The sequence below is a fragment of the Devosia chinhatensis genome (assembly GCF_000969445.1).
Lineage (GTDB): Bacteria > Pseudomonadota > Alphaproteobacteria > Rhizobiales > Devosiaceae > Devosia > Devosia chinhatensis.
Genome location: NZ_JZEY01000061.1, coordinates 1,160,721 through 1,177,294 on the forward strand (window position 1 = coordinate 1,160,721; position 16,574 = coordinate 1,177,294).

General features: G+C 63.9%; 20 protein-coding genes. 11 read left to right on the forward strand and 9 right to left on the reverse strand.

Annotation, left to right across the window (positions count from 1 at the left end):
- Positions 1-71 precede the first annotated feature (71 nt).
- Positions 72-548, forward strand: a complete 477-nt coding sequence (gene rirA, locus VE26_RS16045) for an iron-responsive transcriptional regulator RirA (protein ID WP_046106466.1) — start codon at positions 72-74, stop codon at positions 546-548.
- A 246-nt stretch (positions 549-794) separates the two neighbouring features.
- Positions 795-2,609 (forward strand): ABC-F family ATP-binding cassette domain-containing protein, encoded by a 1,815-nt coding sequence (locus VE26_RS16050; RefSeq protein ID WP_046106467.1) that lies wholly within the window; start codon positions 795-797, stop codon positions 2,607-2,609.
- A gap of 9 nt (positions 2,610-2,618) precedes the next feature.
- Here VE26_RS16050 and VE26_RS16055 read toward each other — a convergent pair whose 3' ends face one another.
- Positions 2,619-3,665, reverse strand: coding sequence for a LacI family transcriptional regulator (locus tag VE26_RS16055; RefSeq protein WP_046106111.1), 1,047 nt, complete (start codon positions 3,663-3,665; stop codon positions 2,619-2,621).
- A 506-nt stretch (positions 3,666-4,171) separates the two neighbouring features.
- On the opposite strand from VE26_RS16055, the gene VE26_RS16060 reads away from it, so the two are divergent.
- Positions 4,172-4,387 (forward strand): hypothetical protein, encoded by a 216-nt coding sequence (locus VE26_RS16060; RefSeq protein ID WP_046106112.1) that lies wholly within the window; start codon positions 4,172-4,174, stop codon positions 4,385-4,387.
- 69 nt (positions 4,388-4,456) lie between these two features.
- Here VE26_RS16060 and VE26_RS16065 read toward each other — a convergent pair whose 3' ends face one another.
- Genes VE26_RS16065 through VE26_RS16085 form a run of 5 tightly spaced genes read right to left on the reverse strand, consistent with a single transcriptional unit; the run spans position 4,457 to position 7,251 of the window.
- Positions 4,457-4,663: a hypothetical protein gene (locus tag VE26_RS16065; protein ID WP_046106113.1), complete on the reverse strand. Its 207-nt coding sequence runs from the start codon at positions 4,661-4,663 to the stop codon at positions 4,457-4,459.
- Entirely contained in the window at positions 4,650-4,799 is a 150-nt protein-coding gene (locus VE26_RS18270; protein WP_046106114.1) for a hypothetical protein, read from the reverse strand. Before VE26_RS18270 ends, VE26_RS16065 begins: the two co-directional genes overlap by 14 nt.
- A gap of 58 nt (positions 4,800-4,857) precedes the next feature.
- Entirely contained in the window at positions 4,858-5,424 is a 567-nt protein-coding gene (gene phnN, locus VE26_RS16075; protein ID WP_160297860.1) for a phosphonate metabolism protein/1,5-bisphosphokinase (PRPP-forming) PhnN, read from the reverse strand.
- Positions 5,421-6,560 (reverse strand): alpha-D-ribose 1-methylphosphonate 5-triphosphate diphosphatase, encoded by a 1,140-nt coding sequence (locus VE26_RS16080; protein WP_152658902.1) that lies wholly within the window; start codon positions 6,558-6,560, stop codon positions 5,421-5,423. Before VE26_RS16080 ends, phnN begins: the two co-directional genes overlap by 4 nt.
- 1 nt (position 6,561) lies before the next feature.
- Complete coding sequence (locus VE26_RS16085) at positions 6,562-7,251, reverse strand: DUF1045 domain-containing protein (RefSeq protein WP_046106117.1); 690 nt, start codon at positions 7,249-7,251, stop codon at positions 6,562-6,564.
- A gap of 158 nt (positions 7,252-7,409) precedes the next feature.
- Between VE26_RS16085 and VE26_RS16090 the strand changes: the two genes are divergently transcribed.
- The 3 genes from VE26_RS16090 to VE26_RS16100 all read left to right on the forward strand — a co-directional run bounded on the left by VE26_RS16090 (position 7,410) and on the right by VE26_RS16100 (position 10,118).
- Positions 7,410-8,663, forward strand: coding sequence for a glycerate kinase type-2 family protein (locus tag VE26_RS16090; protein ID WP_046106118.1), 1,254 nt, complete (start codon positions 7,410-7,412; stop codon positions 8,661-8,663).
- Positions 8,664-8,732: 69 nt separating this feature from the next.
- Complete coding sequence (locus VE26_RS16095) at positions 8,733-9,095, forward strand: VOC family protein (protein WP_046106119.1); 363 nt, start codon at positions 8,733-8,735, stop codon at positions 9,093-9,095.
- 84 nt (positions 9,096-9,179) lie between these two features.
- Positions 9,180-10,118: a Gfo/Idh/MocA family protein gene (locus VE26_RS16100; RefSeq protein ID WP_046106120.1), complete on the forward strand. Its 939-nt coding sequence runs from the start codon at positions 9,180-9,182 to the stop codon at positions 10,116-10,118.
- Positions 10,119-10,185: 67 nt separating this feature from the next.
- Here VE26_RS16100 and VE26_RS16105 read toward each other — a convergent pair whose 3' ends face one another.
- Complete coding sequence (locus VE26_RS16105; RefSeq protein ID WP_046106121.1) at positions 10,186-10,926, reverse strand: DUF1365 domain-containing protein; 741 nt, start codon at positions 10,924-10,926, stop codon at positions 10,186-10,188.
- The gene (locus tag VE26_RS16110) at positions 10,923-12,227 is read right to left on the reverse strand and encodes an NAD(P)/FAD-dependent oxidoreductase (RefSeq protein WP_244465719.1); all 1,305 of its coding nucleotides are present in this window, start codon (positions 12,225-12,227) and stop codon (positions 10,923-10,925) included. Before VE26_RS16110 ends, VE26_RS16105 begins: the two co-directional genes overlap by 4 nt.
- A gap of 285 nt (positions 12,228-12,512) precedes the next feature.
- Between VE26_RS16110 and VE26_RS16115 the strand changes: the two genes are divergently transcribed.
- Genes VE26_RS16115 through VE26_RS16125 form a run of 3 tightly spaced genes read left to right on the forward strand, consistent with a single transcriptional unit; the run spans position 12,513 to position 14,165 of the window.
- Positions 12,513-13,088, forward strand: coding sequence for a sigma-70 family RNA polymerase sigma factor (locus VE26_RS16115; RefSeq protein WP_046106123.1), 576 nt, complete (start codon positions 12,513-12,515; stop codon positions 13,086-13,088).
- Positions 13,085-13,738 carry a ChrR family anti-sigma-E factor gene (locus tag VE26_RS16120; protein WP_046106124.1) on the forward strand — a complete coding sequence of 218 codons (654 nt, stop codon included), beginning with the start codon at positions 13,085-13,087 and terminating at the stop codon, positions 13,736-13,738. Before VE26_RS16115 ends, VE26_RS16120 begins: the two co-directional genes overlap by 4 nt.
- A 10-nt stretch (positions 13,739-13,748) precedes the next feature.
- The gene (locus tag VE26_RS16125) at positions 13,749-14,165 is read left to right on the forward strand and encodes a DUF2177 family protein (protein WP_046106125.1); all 417 of its coding nucleotides are present in this window, start codon (positions 13,749-13,751) and stop codon (positions 14,163-14,165) included.
- Here VE26_RS16125 and VE26_RS16130 read toward each other — a convergent pair.
- Positions 14,155-14,913, reverse strand: a complete 759-nt coding sequence (locus VE26_RS16130) for an SDR family NAD(P)-dependent oxidoreductase (protein ID WP_200897259.1) — start codon at positions 14,911-14,913, stop codon at positions 14,155-14,157. The two genes, VE26_RS16125 and VE26_RS16130, sit on opposite strands and share 11 nt — an antisense overlap.
- A 239-nt stretch (positions 14,914-15,152) precedes the next feature.
- Here VE26_RS16130 and VE26_RS16135 point away from each other — a divergent pair, with 239 nt between their 5' ends.
- Both VE26_RS16135 and VE26_RS16140 read left to right on the forward strand, forming a co-directional pair.
- Positions 15,153-16,181, forward strand: a complete 1,029-nt coding sequence (locus tag VE26_RS16135; RefSeq protein WP_046106126.1) for a sulfate ABC transporter substrate-binding protein — start codon at positions 15,153-15,155, stop codon at positions 16,179-16,181.
- Positions 16,182-16,255: 74 nt separating this feature from the next.
- Positions 16,256-16,528, forward strand: a complete 273-nt coding sequence (locus tag VE26_RS16140) for a hypothetical protein (RefSeq protein ID WP_046106127.1) — start codon at positions 16,256-16,258, stop codon at positions 16,526-16,528.
- Positions 16,529-16,574 lie beyond the last annotated feature (46 nt).

Sequence of the window (16,574 nt, forward strand, 5' to 3'; positions counted from 1 at the left end):
AGAATGGTTATAAGTTGCGGCACATTCACCGAACCCTGCCATTCGGCGCTTTCGTCAAGGAATGCCTGCTCGTGAGACTGACCCGCCAATCCAATTATGCCATCCGCACGCTGGTCTATTGCGCCGTCAATGAACCTGGGTTGAGCCGTGTGGCCGAGATCGCCCGGGCTTATGGGATTTCCGAGCTGTTCCTGTTCAAGCTGATCAAGCCGCTCGTCGAGAACGGACTGCTTCAGACCGTGCGCGGGCGCCATGGCGGCATCAAGCTGGGCAAGCCGGCTGACCAGATCACCTTGCTCGACACCATTCGCCTCACCGAGGAGAACTTCGCTCTGGCGGAGTGTTTCGAGGACGGCGCCGATTGTCCCCTGATCGGGGAATGCGACCTCAACGGCGCACTGCGCGAGGCCTTGGGCGCGTTCTTCGAGGTGCTGAGCCGCCACACCATCGCCGATCTGGCCAGCAAGAAGCGCTCCATCCGCGAGCGACTGGGCATTTCCACAGCCGACGCGGTCAATGAAAGCATCGCCGCCATAACGGCTGCCTGACGCAAAATCTGACCACGTGAGTCAAATATGAGTTTGACAATCAACTTTTAAAATGGTTGTTAGGGGCCATGGCGCTCGCGACCCCTTGGGGCCTGTGGGTCGGCGCGCTGGAGCTGACGGGGCTTGCTGCTGCCGTCTCCCCGGGCCGGCCAGGATCCTCAACGTCCTGACCGGCCTTTTTCCTGGCCATCATTGATCTGCATGGCCCGCTATGCTCTATCCGGGCCAATTCTTTCCGGACACATCATGGCCGCCCCACCGCTTCTTACGCTCCAGGATATCCAGCTCACCTTTGGCGGGACGCGCCTGCTCGAAGCTGCCGAGCTCATCGTTTCGCCGGGCCAGCGCATCGCGCTGGTCGGCCGCAATGGCTCGGGCAAATCCACTCTCCTCAAGATCGCGGCTGGCCTGGTCCAGCATGATGGCGGCAAGCGCTTCGCCGAACCCAGCGCCACCATCCGCTACCTGCCCCAGGAGCCCGACCTCAGCGCCTATGCCACCACGCTTGCCTATGTAGAGGCGGGCCTGGCGCCTGGCGACGATGCCTATCGCGCTCAATACCTGCTCAATGCCCTGGGCCTCACCGGCGACGAAAACCCGGCCAGTCTCTCGGGCGGCGAGGGCCGCCGCGCCGCTTTGGCGCGGGTGCTGGCGCCTCAGCCCGACGTGCTCCTGCTCGACGAGCCCACCAACCATCTCGACCTGCCGGTCATCGAATGGCTGCAGGATGAACTGAGCCAGATGCGCTCGGCCATGGTGCTGATCAGCCACGACCGGCGCTTTCTTTCCGATCTCTCCCGTTCCACCGTCTGGCTCGACCGCGGCGTCACCCGCCGCATCGAACGCGGCTTTTCCGCCTTCGAAAGCTGGCGCGACGAGGTGCTCGAACAGGAGGAAAAGGACCGCCATAAGCTCGATCGCCAGATCGTGCGCGAGGAGCATTGGCTGCGATACGGCGTCACCGCCCGGCGCAAGCGCAATGTCGGGCGCCTGGAAAAGCTCGCCAATCTGCGTCAGGACCGGCGCGACCAGCGCAAGGTCACCGGCAATGTCACCCTGGCGGTCAGCGAAGGGCGGACCTCCGGCGCGCTCGTGGCGGAAGCCGAGAACATCTCCAAGAGCTTCGGCGCGCGGACCGTAGTGCGCGAATTTTCCACCCGCGTGCTGCGCGGCGACCGCGTCGGCATCGTCGGGCCCAACGGGGCCGGAAAGACCACGCTCATCAAGATGCTGACCGGCCTGCTTGCCCCTGATAGCGGCACGATCAAGCTCGGCGCGGCCATCGAGCTGGCCATGCTCGATCAGGGCCGGGCCCGGCTCGAACCCGAGACGCGCCTGCGCGACGCCTTGACGGGCGGCGGCAGTGACACCCTCAAGATCAATGGCGAGCAGAAGCACGTCATGGGCTATATGCAGGACTTCCTGTTCACGCCCGAGCAGGCCAATACGCCCATCGGCAAGCTTTCGGGCGGCGAGCGGGCCCGCGTCGCCCTGGCCCGCGCCTTGGCGCTGCCCTCCAATTTCCTGGTGCTGGACGAACCCACCAACGACCTCGACCTCGAAACGCTCGATCTTCTCGAGGAGATGGTGTCCGACTATGCGGGGACCGTCGTCGTCGTCAGCCACGATCGCGACTTCCTCGACCGCGTCGCCACTTCGGTGATCATGGCCGAGGGAGACGGGCGCTGGACCGAATATGCCGGCGGCTATTCCGACATGGTGGCCCAGCGCGGGCAGGGTGTCACCGCCAGGACCGTCGAAAAGGCGGCGAAGGCCGAAAAGCCCAGGGCCGAGCCGGCGCCGCCCGCGGCCACAAGGCGCAAGATGAGCTTCAAGGACAAGCATGCCCTTGAAACCCTGCCCAAGGAAATCGACAAGCTCGACGCCGAGATCCGCGCCCTCAATGCTGCGCTGGCGGACCCGGCCTTCTACACCAAGGACCCCACCGGGTTTGCGGCCCGGTCCAAGGCACTTGAAGCGGCGGAAGCCCGCAAGGCGGCCGCCGAGGAGCAATGGCTCGAGCTTGAAATGCTGCGGGAAGAACTCGAGGCCGGGGGCTGAAGTCGCCGTCTAGTCCTTCCAGTCGAAGTGGGGCTGGGCCAGGTAGTGCAGCCCCTCGGTATCCCCGGTGATCTGGCGCAGCAGGATCGAACCCAGATTGCGGCCGGCCTCGGCGAAATCTTCCTGCACGGTTTCCGCCTTGGGCTGGAACTGCATGAACATCGAGGTCGACTGCTTGGTCACCACATGGGCATTCTCGCCCAGGATCTTGCCGGCATCGGTCAGCGCGCCGATCACCGCCAGGGCCGAGACTTCGGACGCGCACACATAGCCATCGGGCGGATCGGCCCGCTTGGTGCGCTTCATCACGTAATTGCGGATGGCGTCGGTGGGGCTGCCCAGATTGACGTCGGCGGCAAATTCATGGGCGATGCCCGCTTCCGCCGCAGCCCGGATGATGCCGTTGCGCAGATGGTCGGTATAGGTGAGCGCGCTGTCGGGCAGGATAATCGACACCTTCTTGCAGCCCTTTGCAGCCAGGTGTCGCGTCGCGCCATAGGCATAGCTGTCATTGTCGAAATCGACATAGGCATGCGGCTCCGGCCAAAGGCTTCTGCCGTGGCTGACAAAGGGGAAATCGTTGTCGAGCAGGAAGCGGATGCGCTCGTCATAGGTCTCGGCCTTCGAGAAGATCACCCCATCGGCCATGCGGTTGCGCACGATATGGCGGATGGGGTCGAGCGGCGGCACATTGCGGAACAGGGGGGTGATCACCAGGTGATAGGGTGTATCGCGCAGCGCTTCGGTGATCCCTGTCACCAGGTTGGTGCCGAAGCCATAGATCTGCTCGTCCGGCTCGAGGATCAGCGTGATGACATTGGTGCGCCCGGTCTTGAGGCGCAAGGCCGCCCGGTCCGGCAGGTAGCCGATTTCAGCGGCAATCTTCTGGACGCGGTCGCGGGTTTCCTGGGCCAGTTCGGGGGCGTTGTTGAGCGCCCGCGAGATGGTGGTGACAGCCAGTCCCGTCATCTGGGCTATGGTCTTGAGTGTGGGTTTGCCGGACGGCTTTGCGCCCCGCTTGCCGCGCGTGGCGGGCGGTAACTCTTCGTCGGACACTCTTCCCCTCCCACCCGCCGAGGCCGGCGGGGACGCTATATTGGTCGAAAACAAGACCAGATTGCACGCCTTCGCGCAAGCGAGATACTGGCGGCGATATATGACTTGCTAAGTCAGATTATCGCGGGTAGACGAAAGTGGAGCAGGCTTTTTCGCTTTTTCGTCGCTTTACGCATCGCCGCACTCTGGCAAAAGCGCAAATGCTCGCCTATCTTGCTTTTGCTGCGCCAAAGGTGTGGCCAACCCTGATCCGTCCAACACCGCAAGGAAAGGAATGACGATGACGACATCGACGACCTTCACTCTCCATGCCGTGTGTTCGACCGTAGTACTCCACCATTATCGCGCCAAACGCTGGCAAGGGTCCTGTCGCTCGAAACGAATGTGACCACCCGTCACATCCCCGTCTCAAAACCCCGATAGAACCCGCGTTGCTGGCCAAGGTGCTGCCCTCCGAACTGGAGGCGCGCCGTCGATGACCCGACGCGCAAGTGGAGACTCCACAAATGCAGGAAAACAGTCTGAACAGGGCCGAACGTGTCAGGCCCATCGTGATCGAAGTGGCCGGCGAGCCGCAGGGTGTTGTCGTGCCCGATGCCGGGGGCTTCCGGTTCCTCGCGGTCAAGCTCCCGGCCTTTGCTATAGACGGGCAGCGTTTCCCCAATGTGGAAATGGCCCATCTGGCCGTGCGCGACGCACTTGCGAGCGGCGAGAGCGCATGAAAAAGCCGGTGGGAGGACCACCGGCTTGTCAGTTTCTCATCAAACCACTGAATGCAGCGCCGGGGCGGCCTAGCCGTCATTGGTGGCGTTGAGCTCGGACGGGCGCTTGCCTTCCGAAATGGGTGGCGTGGGGTCGAGGGCGGTCTCCACCGCTTCGGCCAGAGCCTCCACGTCGATGCGCGAGGCGCCGGTCTGCGCCTGCCGTTCGATTTCGGCGGCCAGCGCGGTGGCTATGGCCTGGCGACGCATTGTGCCGTTGGGATCAGCCGTTTCCATCGATCGAAATCCCCGTGTCGTCCACGCGAACCTCGATGCCGGGGCGCGCCTGTTCCTGTTGATAGGTGTAGATGGCGAAAGCAACGACCGCGATGGCCAATACGGCGATCACGGCAAAAAGACCGTTACGGGACAAGGAAAACTCCTGACGCTTTTGGTTCCTCGTGACGCCAACGCATCAGGGGCGAAATTGTTCATTCTTCGGCTATGGCGCGCAGGCTCATCACGAAAGCGGTGACCCCGATGCCCACCGAACTGGAATTGTCGATGACAATGGGGCTGATATCGGCCGGCAAAGCCGCGCCTTCCCGCGCCAGCCGCGCCACGATCTGGTCACGGCCTTCCCGGCCACGACGCGCCAGCCGCTCGGCACGCAGCGAGATTTCGGCTGAAACCTGCACGACCCGGCAGAGCGGATATTTTGCCAGTGCCGCCGGTACGGCGTGGCGCGATATATTGGCGATCACCACCCGCCCCAGGGTCAGGTCGGTATCCACCCCGATGGGCAGGGCATAATGCAGCCCATGGGCTTCCCAGGTAAGGGCAAAGCGCCCGGCGGCGCGCGCCCGTTCGAATTCGTCGGGGTCCAGGCTGACATGATCTTCGAGGTCGATATCGGCCGGACGGGTCACGAGGCGGCGAACAAAGCTGAAGCGCTTGTCGCCATCCAGCGCCTTGCGCGCGCCGCCGATCAACGTGTCCTTGCCGACCCCCGAGGGGCCGATCACCAGAACCAATACACCCGCTGGCCTGTCGCTCAACTCACCCGCAATCCTTCGCGCCAGACGGACCGCACTGCCGGCAGCGGCGCATTGGCGGCGACGCGGACCAGATCGGCTCTCTTGCCGGTGGCGATCTCGCCCCGGTCATCGAGTCCGGCGGCGCGGGCCGGATTCATCGTCACGGTAGCCAAGGCCCGGCTGAGGTCAAGGCCTTCGACCCGGCTGGGCAACAGGAAGGCCGCCTGCAACAGCGCAAAGGGCACATAATCGGAGCTGAGAATGTCGAGCAGGCCTGCCGCCACCAGGTCCGTGGCCGAGATATTGCCCGAATGAGACTTGCCTCGCACCACATTGGGCGCCCCCATCAAGATGGCAAGGCCGGCATCATGGGCTGCCGATGCGGCCTCGAGCGTCGTCGGGAACTCCGAAATGGCCACGCCGTCCCGTTCGGCGTCCTCGACATGGGCGAGCGTGGCGTCGTCATGGCTGGCAATGGCCAGGCCCAGCTCGTGGGCCCGTGCCACGATGGCCTGCCGGTTTGCTGCCGAATAGCGCTCGTGCTCGGCTTGCCGCGCATCGATGAAGGCCTGCAATTGCTCTGCCGTGCCGCCCATCTGTTTGGCGTAGAAACGCTTGTAATCGTCCAGCGAGCGGAATTGTCGTTGGCCGGGCGTATGGTCCATCACCGAAGCCAGCCGCGTCTTGGGATGGTCGGCCAGCGTCTCGAAATGCTCCACCACGTCATGGCTGGGCAATTCGCAGCGCAGATGGATGAAATGCTCGGCCCGCATCCAGCCCGCTGCGCCACCGCTACGCACAGCCTCCACCATCTGGCGGGCATGGTCGAGCATGTTGGGCAGGTCGGCATCCGAACCGATGCGCACGGCGTCGAACACGGTGGTAATGCCCGATCCGGCGATCTGCACGTCATGGGCATGCAGGGCCGCCATCGGGTCCCAGAACACCCCTGGCCGTGGCCGGTAATGGTTCTCGAGGTGATCGGTATGCAATTCGACCAGCCCGGCGATCAGGTAGTCCCCATCGAAATCCTCGCCGCTGCGGGACGGCCCGGTATCGATGGCAGCGATGCGCCCATCGACCAGGCTCACGCTGCCCGTCACGACCTCGTCGGCGAGCACGATCCGGGCATTGGTGAAGACGGTTTGCGACACGATTCTATCCTTTGAAGGCAAATTCGGCGATGCGCCGGAAGGGCTTTCCGCTGTCCGGTTCGTGGAACAGCACCAGCCGGTCCAGGTGCATCGGCGTCTCGAGCACCGGCCCGAACCAGATGCGCGCGCTGTCATAAAGCTCGGATCGGTCCTCGCCCTCCAGCCGGTCGGTCAGCGTCATGTGAAAGCGGAACTCGTCCTGCACATAGGGATAGCCATAGGCATCGAGCAGTTCCAGCTGGCGGGGGCTGAGGCCCGTTTGCGCCCGCGCCTCGCGGCTGCGCGGATCGAGCGGCGCGCGGAACGGCTCGAAATGATCGACGATCCGTCCGGCCAGGTCCTGCAGTTCCGGGTTTTCGCCATCCGGGATCAACGCCAGGAAGCCGTCGATATCCCCGATCGTCAGCGGCCCCAGCGCCACCGGCCTGGTGACGCGGGCAAAATCCTCGAGCGCGGCCCGCAAATGCTCCTCGCTTCGCCCTTCGGCAAGGGCCATAGGCGGCTTGAGGGTGGCGTGAAAGCCATAGCGGCCGGCCGATTGCGTCAGGTTGAGCAATCGCGTCCGCTCCAGCCCGGCCACGGCGCCCTCGACGAGCGCAGCGGTATCCGCATCCCGTCCCAGCCAGACCGTCGCCCGGTCCCACAGGGCGTCATTGACGTCCGGCGCGTAGTAAATGGCGAATCTTTGCGGCATGAAAACTCCTGTGGGGCCGAGCTAGTGGACCTATGTGTCGAGTGTTTGACAAGGCTTATCGCGCGTCGCGCCCTTGGCGCATCTGCGTTAGGTCTGGACAAAACAGGTCTTGCTGGCCACAAGAGCGGCGTCTCTCCTGCCAGCCCGGACAGCCCGCCATGGACCGCTCCCTGCTCGAAACGCTCTTTCACGAGGCTGTTGCCCAGGCCCAGCCGGCCCTGGCGGTCGAGCGCCACCTGCCTGAGCCGCCGCGCGGACGCACCATCGTCATCGGCGCCGGCAAGGCGTCCGCGCAGATGGCCCGCGCCTTCGAAAAGGCCTGGCCTGGCCCGCTGAGCGGCCTTGTGGTCACCCGCTACGGCTATGCCGAGCCCTGCGAACGCATCGAAATCGTCGAGGCTGCCCATCCGGTGCCCGATGCGGCCGGCGCTGAAGCGGCCCGCCGCCTCATGCAGCTCGTCTCCGGCCTGACTGCCGACGATCTCGTCGTCGCGCTGATCTCGGGCGGCGGCTCCTCGCTGCTGCCGGCGCCTGCCGCCGGTCTCACTCTGGCCGACGAGCAGGACATCAACAGGGCATTGCTCGCCTCGGGCGCCCCGATCGGGGTGATGAACCTCATTCGCAGCCAGTTCTCCACCATCAAGGGCGGTCGGCTGGCCGCGGCCTGCGCGCCCGCCCGCGTTGCGACCTTGGTCGTCTCCGATGTGCCGGGCGACGATCCGGCGCTCGTCGCCTCGGGCCCCACCCTGCCGCTGACCGGGGGCAGGGCCGAAGCACGGCGCCTCGCCGGGCTCTACCGGCTGGACCTGCCCGCGCCCGCCGCACAGCTTCTTTCCGGCGAGGGCAATCTGCCGCCCGATGCCGCCGATCCGGTCTTTGCGCGCAACAGCGTGGTCACCATTGCGTCGGCCGCGCTCTCGCTCGAGGCGGCGGCTGGCTATGCCCGCAGCCAGGGCGTCGAAGCGGCCATCCTCTCGGATGCCATCGAAGGAGAAGCCCGCGACGTCGCCCGGGTCCATGCCGCTCTGGCGCGCGAAATCGTCCAGCGCAATCGCCCCTTCACCCGCCCCGTCGTGCTTTTGTCCGGCGGCGAAACCACTGTCACCCTGCGGGGCAACGGCCGGGGCGGACGCAATGGCGAATTCCTGCTCTCCCTGGCCATCGCCCTCGATGGCCTGCCCAATGTCAGCGCGCTTGCCGGCGATACGGACGGCATAGACGGCTCCGAGGACAATGCCGGCGCCCATGTCGACGGCACCACGGCCAGCCGCATGCGTCAGGCTGGCATCGATCCGCAGGCCGCCCTTGCCAACAACGACGCCTATTCCGCCTTCGCGTCCATCGGCGATCTCTTCGTCACCGGCCCCACCGGGACCAATGTCAACGATTTCCGCGCCATCCTCATCCGCTAGCGCCCCGATCCCGCTTGACTCCCTGCCCGCAAAGGCGCGAGCCTGCTCACCGGAGAGCAGGAGGGCATCATGGCCAGGGCATTGGGGATCGGCGGCCTCTTCTTTCGCGCCCGTGACACCAAGGCGCTGGCGCATTGGTACGAGACCCATCTGGGTATCGCCGAGTTCTGGTCCCAGGCTGCCGGCCCGACCATCTTTGCGCCCTTTCGCGAAGAGACCGACTATTTCCCTGCCGACCGGCAATGGATGATCAATCTGCGCGTCGACGACCTCGATGCCCTGATCGGCCAGTTGCGCGCCGCCGATATTGCCGTCGAAACCCGCCCGCAGGAATGGGACAGCCCAGAAACCGGGCGCTTTGCCCGTATCCATGATCCGGAGGGTAATCCCATCGAGCTCTGGGAGCCGGCGTCCGGTCCTTTGCCCGGATAAAAATCATACTTTTCTGCATTCTTGATCTTGGCAGCAAGGGGCGGGCTCTGCTCTATAGCGGCACCGCTTCGAGGGAGTTTAGGCATGGCCAAGCGTAAAATCGCCGTCATCGGCGTCGGCAAGATCGCACAGGACCAGCATCTGCCGGTCATTGACGCGTCCGATGACTTCGAGCTCGCCGCCACGGTCTCCACCCGCGGCATCGGCCATGGCGACGTGCCGGTCTTCAAGACCCCCGCCGCGCTCTATGATGCCATGCCCGAGATCGGCCTTGTCTCCATCTGTACCCCCCCGGGCATCCGCCACACCTATGTCCGCGAGGCGCTCGATGCCGGCAAGGACGTGATGATGGAAAAGCCCCCCACCACCACCATTTCCGAGCTCGACGACCTTATCGCCCACGCCGCCCGTCTCGACCGCGTGCTGTTCCAGACCTGGCACAGCCAGTACAATGCCGCGGTCGACCGCACCAAGGCGCTGCTGGCCGAGGAGGGTGTGCAATCGGTCCGCATCGACTGGCGCGAAAGCGTGCGCAAATGGCATCCGGGCCAGGACTGGGTCTGGGAGCCGGGCGGCTTCGGGGTCTGCGATCCCGGCATCAACGCCTTTTCGATCTTCACCAAGGTCATGCCCTTTCCGGTTTTCGTGGAAAGCGCCAGGCTCACCTTCCCGGCCAATCGACAGACCCCGGTGGACGTCGAGATCGGCTTCAAGTCCGGCCAGCCGCATCGCCCCGAAATGTCCTGCGGCTTCAACTGGCTCGAAGAAAGCGGGGAAATCTGGACCATTGCCTTCACCACCGGCAAGGGCAATGCGGTCAAGCTCGAGCGCGGTGGCCGCACCTTGCGCGTCAATGACGAGGTCGTCCTCGAGCATGGCGATGCCGAATATGCAGGCATCTATGAGCGCTTCGCCAACCTGCTCGATGCCCATGAAAGCGATGTGGACGCCGCCCCACTGCGCCTGATGAGCGACGTCTTCCTCATGGGCGCCCGCGAAAACGGCCCCGACTTCGAGTGGTGATGACGCAAGAGGTCGGGCAGGGCCCCGTCTGACGAGTGGGGCTCCCTTTCCGGGGGCAGGGAGGACTTCAGGGCTCGCCCGCCGCCGCCTTCTTGCGGTCGCTGTGCCAGCGGATCCGGATGCCTTTGGCGATGAGCTTGAGCGCTTCCCAATGGATGCCCGCGGTCACCTTGAGCGTCATCAGGGGATGGCTGAAGAACAGTCTGATGAGATTGGCATCGCTCAGGTCTCGACGCTTGCCGGCAAAGGCCGCATAGAGCAGCGGCGCGCCGTCCTGCGTCTCGTTGATCGACACGAGGACCGATTTACCGGGCGCACTGAGCTTGAACGCGTAATGGCAGTTCATGTCGATGAAGGGTGACACGTAGAAGGCCTTGTCCGCCTCCTGCTTTTCGGCCGCTACCGGCAGCACATAGGTGTGCCGCTCGTGAAAGGTGTTGTGCACCTCGTAGATCGTGGCCAGCGGCGTCCCGTCCTCGTCATCGCAATACCATACGGTCAGCGGGTTGAAGACATAGCCCAGGATGCGCGGATAGCACAGCATGCGAATGCGGCCTGGCGCCGGCAATCCCTCGGCCGCCAGTTGCGCGCGCGCCCAATCCCGAAGGTTCCCGCCATCGGCATGGTCCCTGTCGCGAAAGCTGAAGAGCGCGCGCTTGTTATGCGCGAACCAGCGCAGGCCATCGAGCTCGGCCAGCTCGTCGATGTCGATCAGCAGCGAGAACACCCGATAGCGCAGGAAGTGCTTTTTCGGGCGGTGCCGGTGATGGACCACATGGCCCACATAGATGGCCGAGTTCAGGCTCATGCCACCAGCGCTTCGAGCGGCGCGAGGGTGATGCGGCCCGAGGGGTTGGGCACGGACCAGGGACGGGGGATCGAGCCCATGGCCTCGGCGGCAGCCAGGCCAGATTGCAGCCCGTCTTCATGGAAACCGCGGCCGAAATGGGCGCCGGCATAATAGGTATTGTTCATCCCCTGTATGCGCCAGAGATTTTCCTGGGCATGGATCGCCTTGGTGTCGAACAGGGGATGGGTATAGGAAAAGCGCGCCACTTCCCCCGCCGGATCGCGATTGGGATTGAGCGTCACGAAAATGTCCTGGCCCTTGAGGCTCTGCAACGCATTCATCCAATAGGTGACGCAGAGCATTTCCTCGTCTTCCTTGCCGTTGGACATGTAGTTCCAGCAGCACCAGACGCGCCGGCGACGCGGCATCAGGCTCTTGTCCGTGTGCACCACGGCCAGGTTCTCGGTATAGTCGAACGCGCCCAGCAATTCGGCTTCCAGAGCCTCGGGGCGGTCCAGCATGGCCAGCGCCTGGTCGGCATGGCTGGCGATCAGGATCTTGTCGAAGCGGTCCGCATGACCGTTGGCGTCGATCACGGTGACGCCCTTGGGGTCGCGCTCGACGCGGGCGACCGGGGTGGACAGCCGCACGTCACCGGAAAATTCGCCCAGCAGCGTCTGTACGTAGCTGCGGCTGCCGCCCTTGACCGTGCGCCAGTTGGGGCGCTCGCGCAATTGCAACAGGCCATGGCTTTCGAAGAACCGCACGAAAGCAAAGAGCGGGTAGGAACGGATATCCTCTGCCTTGGAAGACCAGATGGCCGCTGCCATGGGCAAAAGGTGCCCTTCCACGAAGGACTGGGAATAATTGTTTCGGCGCAGATATTCGTCCAGCGTCAATCCGCGTAGGTCCGGATGGTTCAATACCTTTGGCGCTTCGTTGTAAAACCGCAGCAGATCGCGGAAGAGGCTCCAGAAGCGCGGGCGGAACGCATTGCGGCGCTGGCCCAGCATGCCCAGGATACCCTCGCCGCAATATTCGAAGTCGCCATTGTCGAGCGAGGCGGCAAAGGACATTTCGGTGGCGATGCTTTCGACGCCCAGATGGGCGAGCATGGCTTCGAAATTGGGATAATTGCGATTGTTGTAAACGATGAAGCCGGTATCGACCGGACCCGTTCCGGGTATGTCGATCGTGTTGGCATGACCCCCGACGCGGCCCTCGGCTTCGTAGATCACCACGTCATGGGTCTTGGACAACAGCCAGGCGGCCGACAGGCCGGACACGCCGCTTCCGATGACGGCTATGCGCTGCCGCATGGGTCGGGAACCAGAAAAGGCGGCGGGGTCATGATACATAATTGAGGTCCCAAATGATATGGAGGCGCTACGATCCGCCCCGCGCTTCGGATCATGCCGAAGCCCCGATTATCGCATCCCATTAGGGTCTTGCCGAATTTTATTCGGACTTGTGATCCGCTTTTTTTCTCACGGCGTAGAGAGGGCATGACACTTGCGATTTACCCATTTGCCGGCCCATGCGACAATGCTGTGCTACCAGCACGGCGCCCCCTTGCGTCGCGCACGAGGAATGGACATCTGCCGGTGAACACGGAACAGGAACGAGCCACGGCCCCAGCCGAGGATGTGAGCAGACAGATCATCGCGATCGCCGCCCATGCCGACATGGACGCGTTTCAAGCCCTGTTCCAGGACTACTCACCGCGTATTCGCGCCTATCTGTTGAAGATGACGCGCAATGCGCAGGCGGCCGAGGACCTGATGCAGGAGACCATGCTGGCGATCTGGCGCAAGGCGGGGCAATACGATCCCTCCCGTGGCCCCGCCTCCGCCTGGATCTTCACCATCGCCCGCAATATCTGGATCGACGCCTGGCGCAAGCAGCGTCGGCCCGAACTCGACCCCAATGATCCAGCCCTCGCCGCCGATCCCGAACCTGACGCCGCCAACCTCATGGAACAGCGGCAAAGCCACGATGCCTTACATAAAGCAATGCAGACTCTCCCCCAGGAACAGGTTGACCTGATCCGCCTTTCTTTCTTCGATGAAGCCTCTCACAGCACGATCGCCAAACAGCTCGGCCTGCCCATCGGCACCGTCAAATCCCGCATTCGCCTCGCATTTGGGCGCCTGCGCGCCGCGCTGGAGGATGTGAAATGAGCGTCAAGCACCACATCAGTGAAGAATTGCTGCTCGACTATGCTTCCGGCAACCTTGCCGAAGGCTGGTCCCTTGCCGTCGCCACGCATCTGGCCATGTGCCCCCCTTGCCGCAAGCGGCTGGACCTGGTCGAGGCCGCGGCCGGTGTGCTGGTCGACGCGCTCGAACCCGTTCAGGGTCCTGCCGATGCCTGGGACCAGCTGAAATCCCGTCTGGGCGAGGCCCCCGCTCCCAGCCGCGCCGATACCCGCCCGCGCCGGTCCATGGCCAGCAGCGAACTGCCCGAGCCCTTGCGCTCCTATGTCGGCAATCTGGCCGACATCAAATGGCGCAATATCGGCGCTGGTCATCAATGCATGATCAAGATCGACGATGGCGAGACGCAGGCTCGGCTGCTGAAAATTCCGGCCGGCAAGCCGGTGCCCGAACATAGCCATGGCGGCCGTGAACTGACGCTGGTGCTCAAGGGCAGCTTTCACGACGAAGTCGATCATTTCGGTCCGGGCGATCTCGAAGAGGCCGATGGCGAGCTGACCCATCAGCCCATTGCCGGCACCGATGAAGATTGCATCTGCCTGGCCATCACCGATGCGCCGTTGAAGTTCCGCAGCCGCCTCGTGCGTCTGGTGCAACCATTGTTTGGGATCTGAGGAGGGCCAATTGGCTGGATTATCGTTCGGTACACTGCTCGCAGCTTACGCTGGTTCAGCCGTTGTCTTCTTCGCTCTCGACTTCATCTGGCTCGGTTTCCTGGCCATCGGTTTCTATCGTTCCGAAATCGGACATCTGCTGCTCGAGCGGCCCAATGTCGTCGCTGCCGGCGTCTTCTATCTCTTCTACGTCGTGGGCGTGGTCGGCTTTGCCGTCGTGCCCGCCCTCAATGCCCAGTCCTGGGTCTGGGCGCTGGTCGCCGGCATCGCGCTGGGCCTCATTGCCTATGGCACCTATGACATGACCAACCTCGCCACCCTCAAGGACTGGTCCTGGAAGGTCAGCGCGGTCGATCTGCTCTGGGGCGGCTTCGTCACCGGCGCGGCGGCCCTGGGCGGTTATTGGGCGGCGCGGCTCACTGTTTGAGCCGCGCGCTCAGCGCAAAGGCGATCGGTTTCGGTAGAGCGGCCAGAAGGCGCAGCGGCCAGATCAGCCGGCGCGGGAACGCCACCTCGAAGCTCTTGCCGTCCAGTCCCTTGAGAATCCGCCGCGCTGCATCCTCAGGCTCGAGGATCGCCGGCATCTCGAACGTGTTCTGGTCCGTCAGTCGCGTCCGCACGAAGCCCGGCGTCACCAGCCGCACATCGACATCCGGCCACAATTCGGCGCGCAGGCTTTGCGCCAGGTTGACGATGCCCGCCTTGGTGGCCGAGTAGACCTGCCCCTGTGGCAGCCCGAAAATTGCTGCGGCCGAGCCGAACAGCACGACCTGCCCACCCTTGCGCACATGTTTTGCGCCTACCCGCGCCACGTTGAACGTGCCAGTGAGATTGGCCACGATGATGTTCTCGGCCTTTTCCTGGTCCGCCTTGAGCACCGCGCCGGGATCATAGATTGCGGCCGTCGTGATCACCCGGTCGAACGGACCGTGGGCTGAGGCGGCGGCCGCGAGACTGTCCACGTCGTTGACATCGGCGGCCACGCCGCGCACCTGGCCGCCCAGCCGGGCCGAGACCTCGTCCAGCGCTTCCTGCTTGCGCCCGGAAATCACCACCAGCGCGCCGCGCGCCGCATAGGCCTCGGCCAGCGCGGCACCGATGCCGCTGCTGCCCCCGATGATCCAGATTTTCTCGCCTGCGGCCATGATGATCGTCTCCTGTTCGATGAAAGTCACTACGTCTCGACCCCGCTTTTGGATGCCCCAGGTCCTGCCTGGGGCCGGCCGAGGCACGCCATCCTGCGCAAGGCGCACAGAGTTCACGCCGAAAGTTCAGAATGATATTGTGCCAATTGGTAGCCCTGGCAGAGTTTGAGAGTAAAATTTTCTATACTGCGGCTTTGGCGGGCAAGTCTGCGCCTTTTCAATCCCGACTGACTTGATAGGGTTTCATCATCATCACTCGTGAGGTTCCGATGAAACGGACAGCCAGGATTTTCGCCTATACCGCCCTCGCCGCATCCTTGGCCATGGGCTTTGCCCTGACGGCGCATGGCCAGGACAAGACGCTGATCAACGTCTCCTATGACCCGACGCGCGAGCTCTACCGCGAGTTCAACGAGGCCTTTGTCCGCCATTGGCAAGAGACCAAGGGCGAAAGCGTCGCCATCCAGGTGACCCATGGCGGCTCCGGCTCCCAGGCTCGCACCGTGATCGACGGGCTCGAAGCCGACGTCGTGACCCTGGCGCTCGAAAGCGACATCAATGCCATTTCCGATGCCAATCCGAACCTGATCCCGGAAAACTGGCGCACGCTCCTGCCCAATAACAGCGCGCCTTACACCTCGACCATCGTCTTCCTCGTCCGCAAGGGCAATCCCAAGGCCATTGCCGACTGGGGCGACCTGATCGACGAGGGCGTCGAAGTCATCACCCCCAATCCCAAGACCTCGGGCGGCGCGCGCTGGAACCTGCTCGCAGGCTGGGCCTGGGCCAAGGCGCAGGATGGCGGCAGCGATGACACGGCGCGGGACTATATCACCGAGCTCTATAAGCACGTCCCCGTCCTTGATACCGGCGCCCGTGGCTCCACCACCACCTTCGTGCAGCGCGGCATTGGCGACGTGCTGCTCGCCTGGGAAAACGAGGCCTATCTGGCGCTTGAGGAACTCGGCCCCGACGCCTTCGACATCGTGACGCCTTCGGTCTCGATCCTGGCCGAACCTCCAGTGGCCCTGGTCCCCGGCAATGCCGAGCGCAAGGGCAATAGCGAAGTCGCCCAGGCCTATCTCGACTATCTCTATTCCGATGAGGGCCAGGCGATAGCCGCCAAGCATTACTACCGCCCGTCCAATCCGGACGCCGCGGCCCCCGAGGACATTGCCCGCTTCGGCGAGGTGAACCTCGTCACCATCGAGGATTTCGGTGGCTGGCGCGAAGCCCAGCCCGCCTTCTTCGGCGACGGCGGGATCTTCGACCAGATCTATTCCGGTCCCACCCAGTAACATTCGATCCCGCGGCCGGCCCGAACAGCCGGCCGCACCTGTCTTTGGCCCCGCAACCGCATTGGGAGACTGACATGGTTCACTTCTTTGGAATATTCGGCCCCGGTAAGCTGGCCCGCCACGCCGGCGACGAAGCCCCCGCCAAAGCCAACTTCTTCGGCGGTCTGCCCGATCCGGCCCAGGGCGCCGTTCCCCTCACCCGCGCCGAACAGGATGCCTGGTCTCTTAACGGCAAGGCGCCGGAGCCTAGCCATGCGTCCGCGTCAGGCGACAATCCAGGATATTTCTTCCCCTTCTCTATCGGCGCCGACAATGCTGGAAAACGGACATGGCGCTTCTGGCGCTGAACGCAGAACGAATTTCTATCATCACCCGTAAACTTGTCGGATCGAT

Excerpts from the sequence above, each read along its gene's own strand:
- VE26_RS16105 (WP_046106121.1), bottom strand. The coding sequence starts at position 10,926 with ATGAGCCTGAACTCGGCCATCTATGTGGGCCATGTGGTCCATCACCGG.
- VE26_RS16065 (WP_046106113.1), bottom strand. The coding sequence starts at position 4,663 with ATGGAAACGGCTGATCCCAACGGCACAATGCGTCGCCAGGCCATAGCC.
- VE26_RS16110 (WP_244465719.1), bottom strand. The coding sequence starts at position 12,227 with ATGCGGCAGCGCATAGCCGTCATCGGAAGCGGCGTGTCCGGCCTGTCG.
- VE26_RS16050 (WP_046106467.1), top strand. The coding sequence starts at position 795 with ATGGCCGCCCCACCGCTTCTTACGCTCCAGGATATCCAGCTCACCTTT.
- VE26_RS16140 (WP_046106127.1), top strand. The coding sequence starts at position 16,256 with ATGGTTCACTTCTTTGGAATATTCGGCCCCGGTAAGCTGGCCCGCCAC.
- VE26_RS16135 (WP_046106126.1), top strand. The coding sequence starts at position 15,153 with ATGAAACGGACAGCCAGGATTTTCGCCTATACCGCCCTCGCCGCATCC.
- VE26_RS16095 (WP_046106119.1), top strand. The coding sequence starts at position 8,733 with ATGGCCAGGGCATTGGGGATCGGCGGCCTCTTCTTTCGCGCCCGTGAC.
- VE26_RS16060 (WP_046106112.1), top strand. The coding sequence starts at position 4,172 with ATGCAGGAAAACAGTCTGAACAGGGCCGAACGTGTCAGGCCCATCGTG.
- VE26_RS16120 (WP_046106124.1), top strand. The coding sequence starts at position 13,085 with ATGAGCGTCAAGCACCACATCAGTGAAGAATTGCTGCTCGACTATGCT.
- VE26_RS16090 (WP_046106118.1), top strand. The coding sequence starts at position 7,410 with ATGGACCGCTCCCTGCTCGAAACGCTCTTTCACGAGGCTGTTGCCCAG.
- VE26_RS16085 (WP_046106117.1), bottom strand. The coding sequence starts at position 7,251 with ATGCCGCAAAGATTCGCCATTTACTACGCGCCGGACGTCAATGACGCC.
- VE26_RS16100 (WP_046106120.1), top strand. The coding sequence starts at position 9,180 with ATGGCCAAGCGTAAAATCGCCGTCATCGGCGTCGGCAAGATCGCACAG.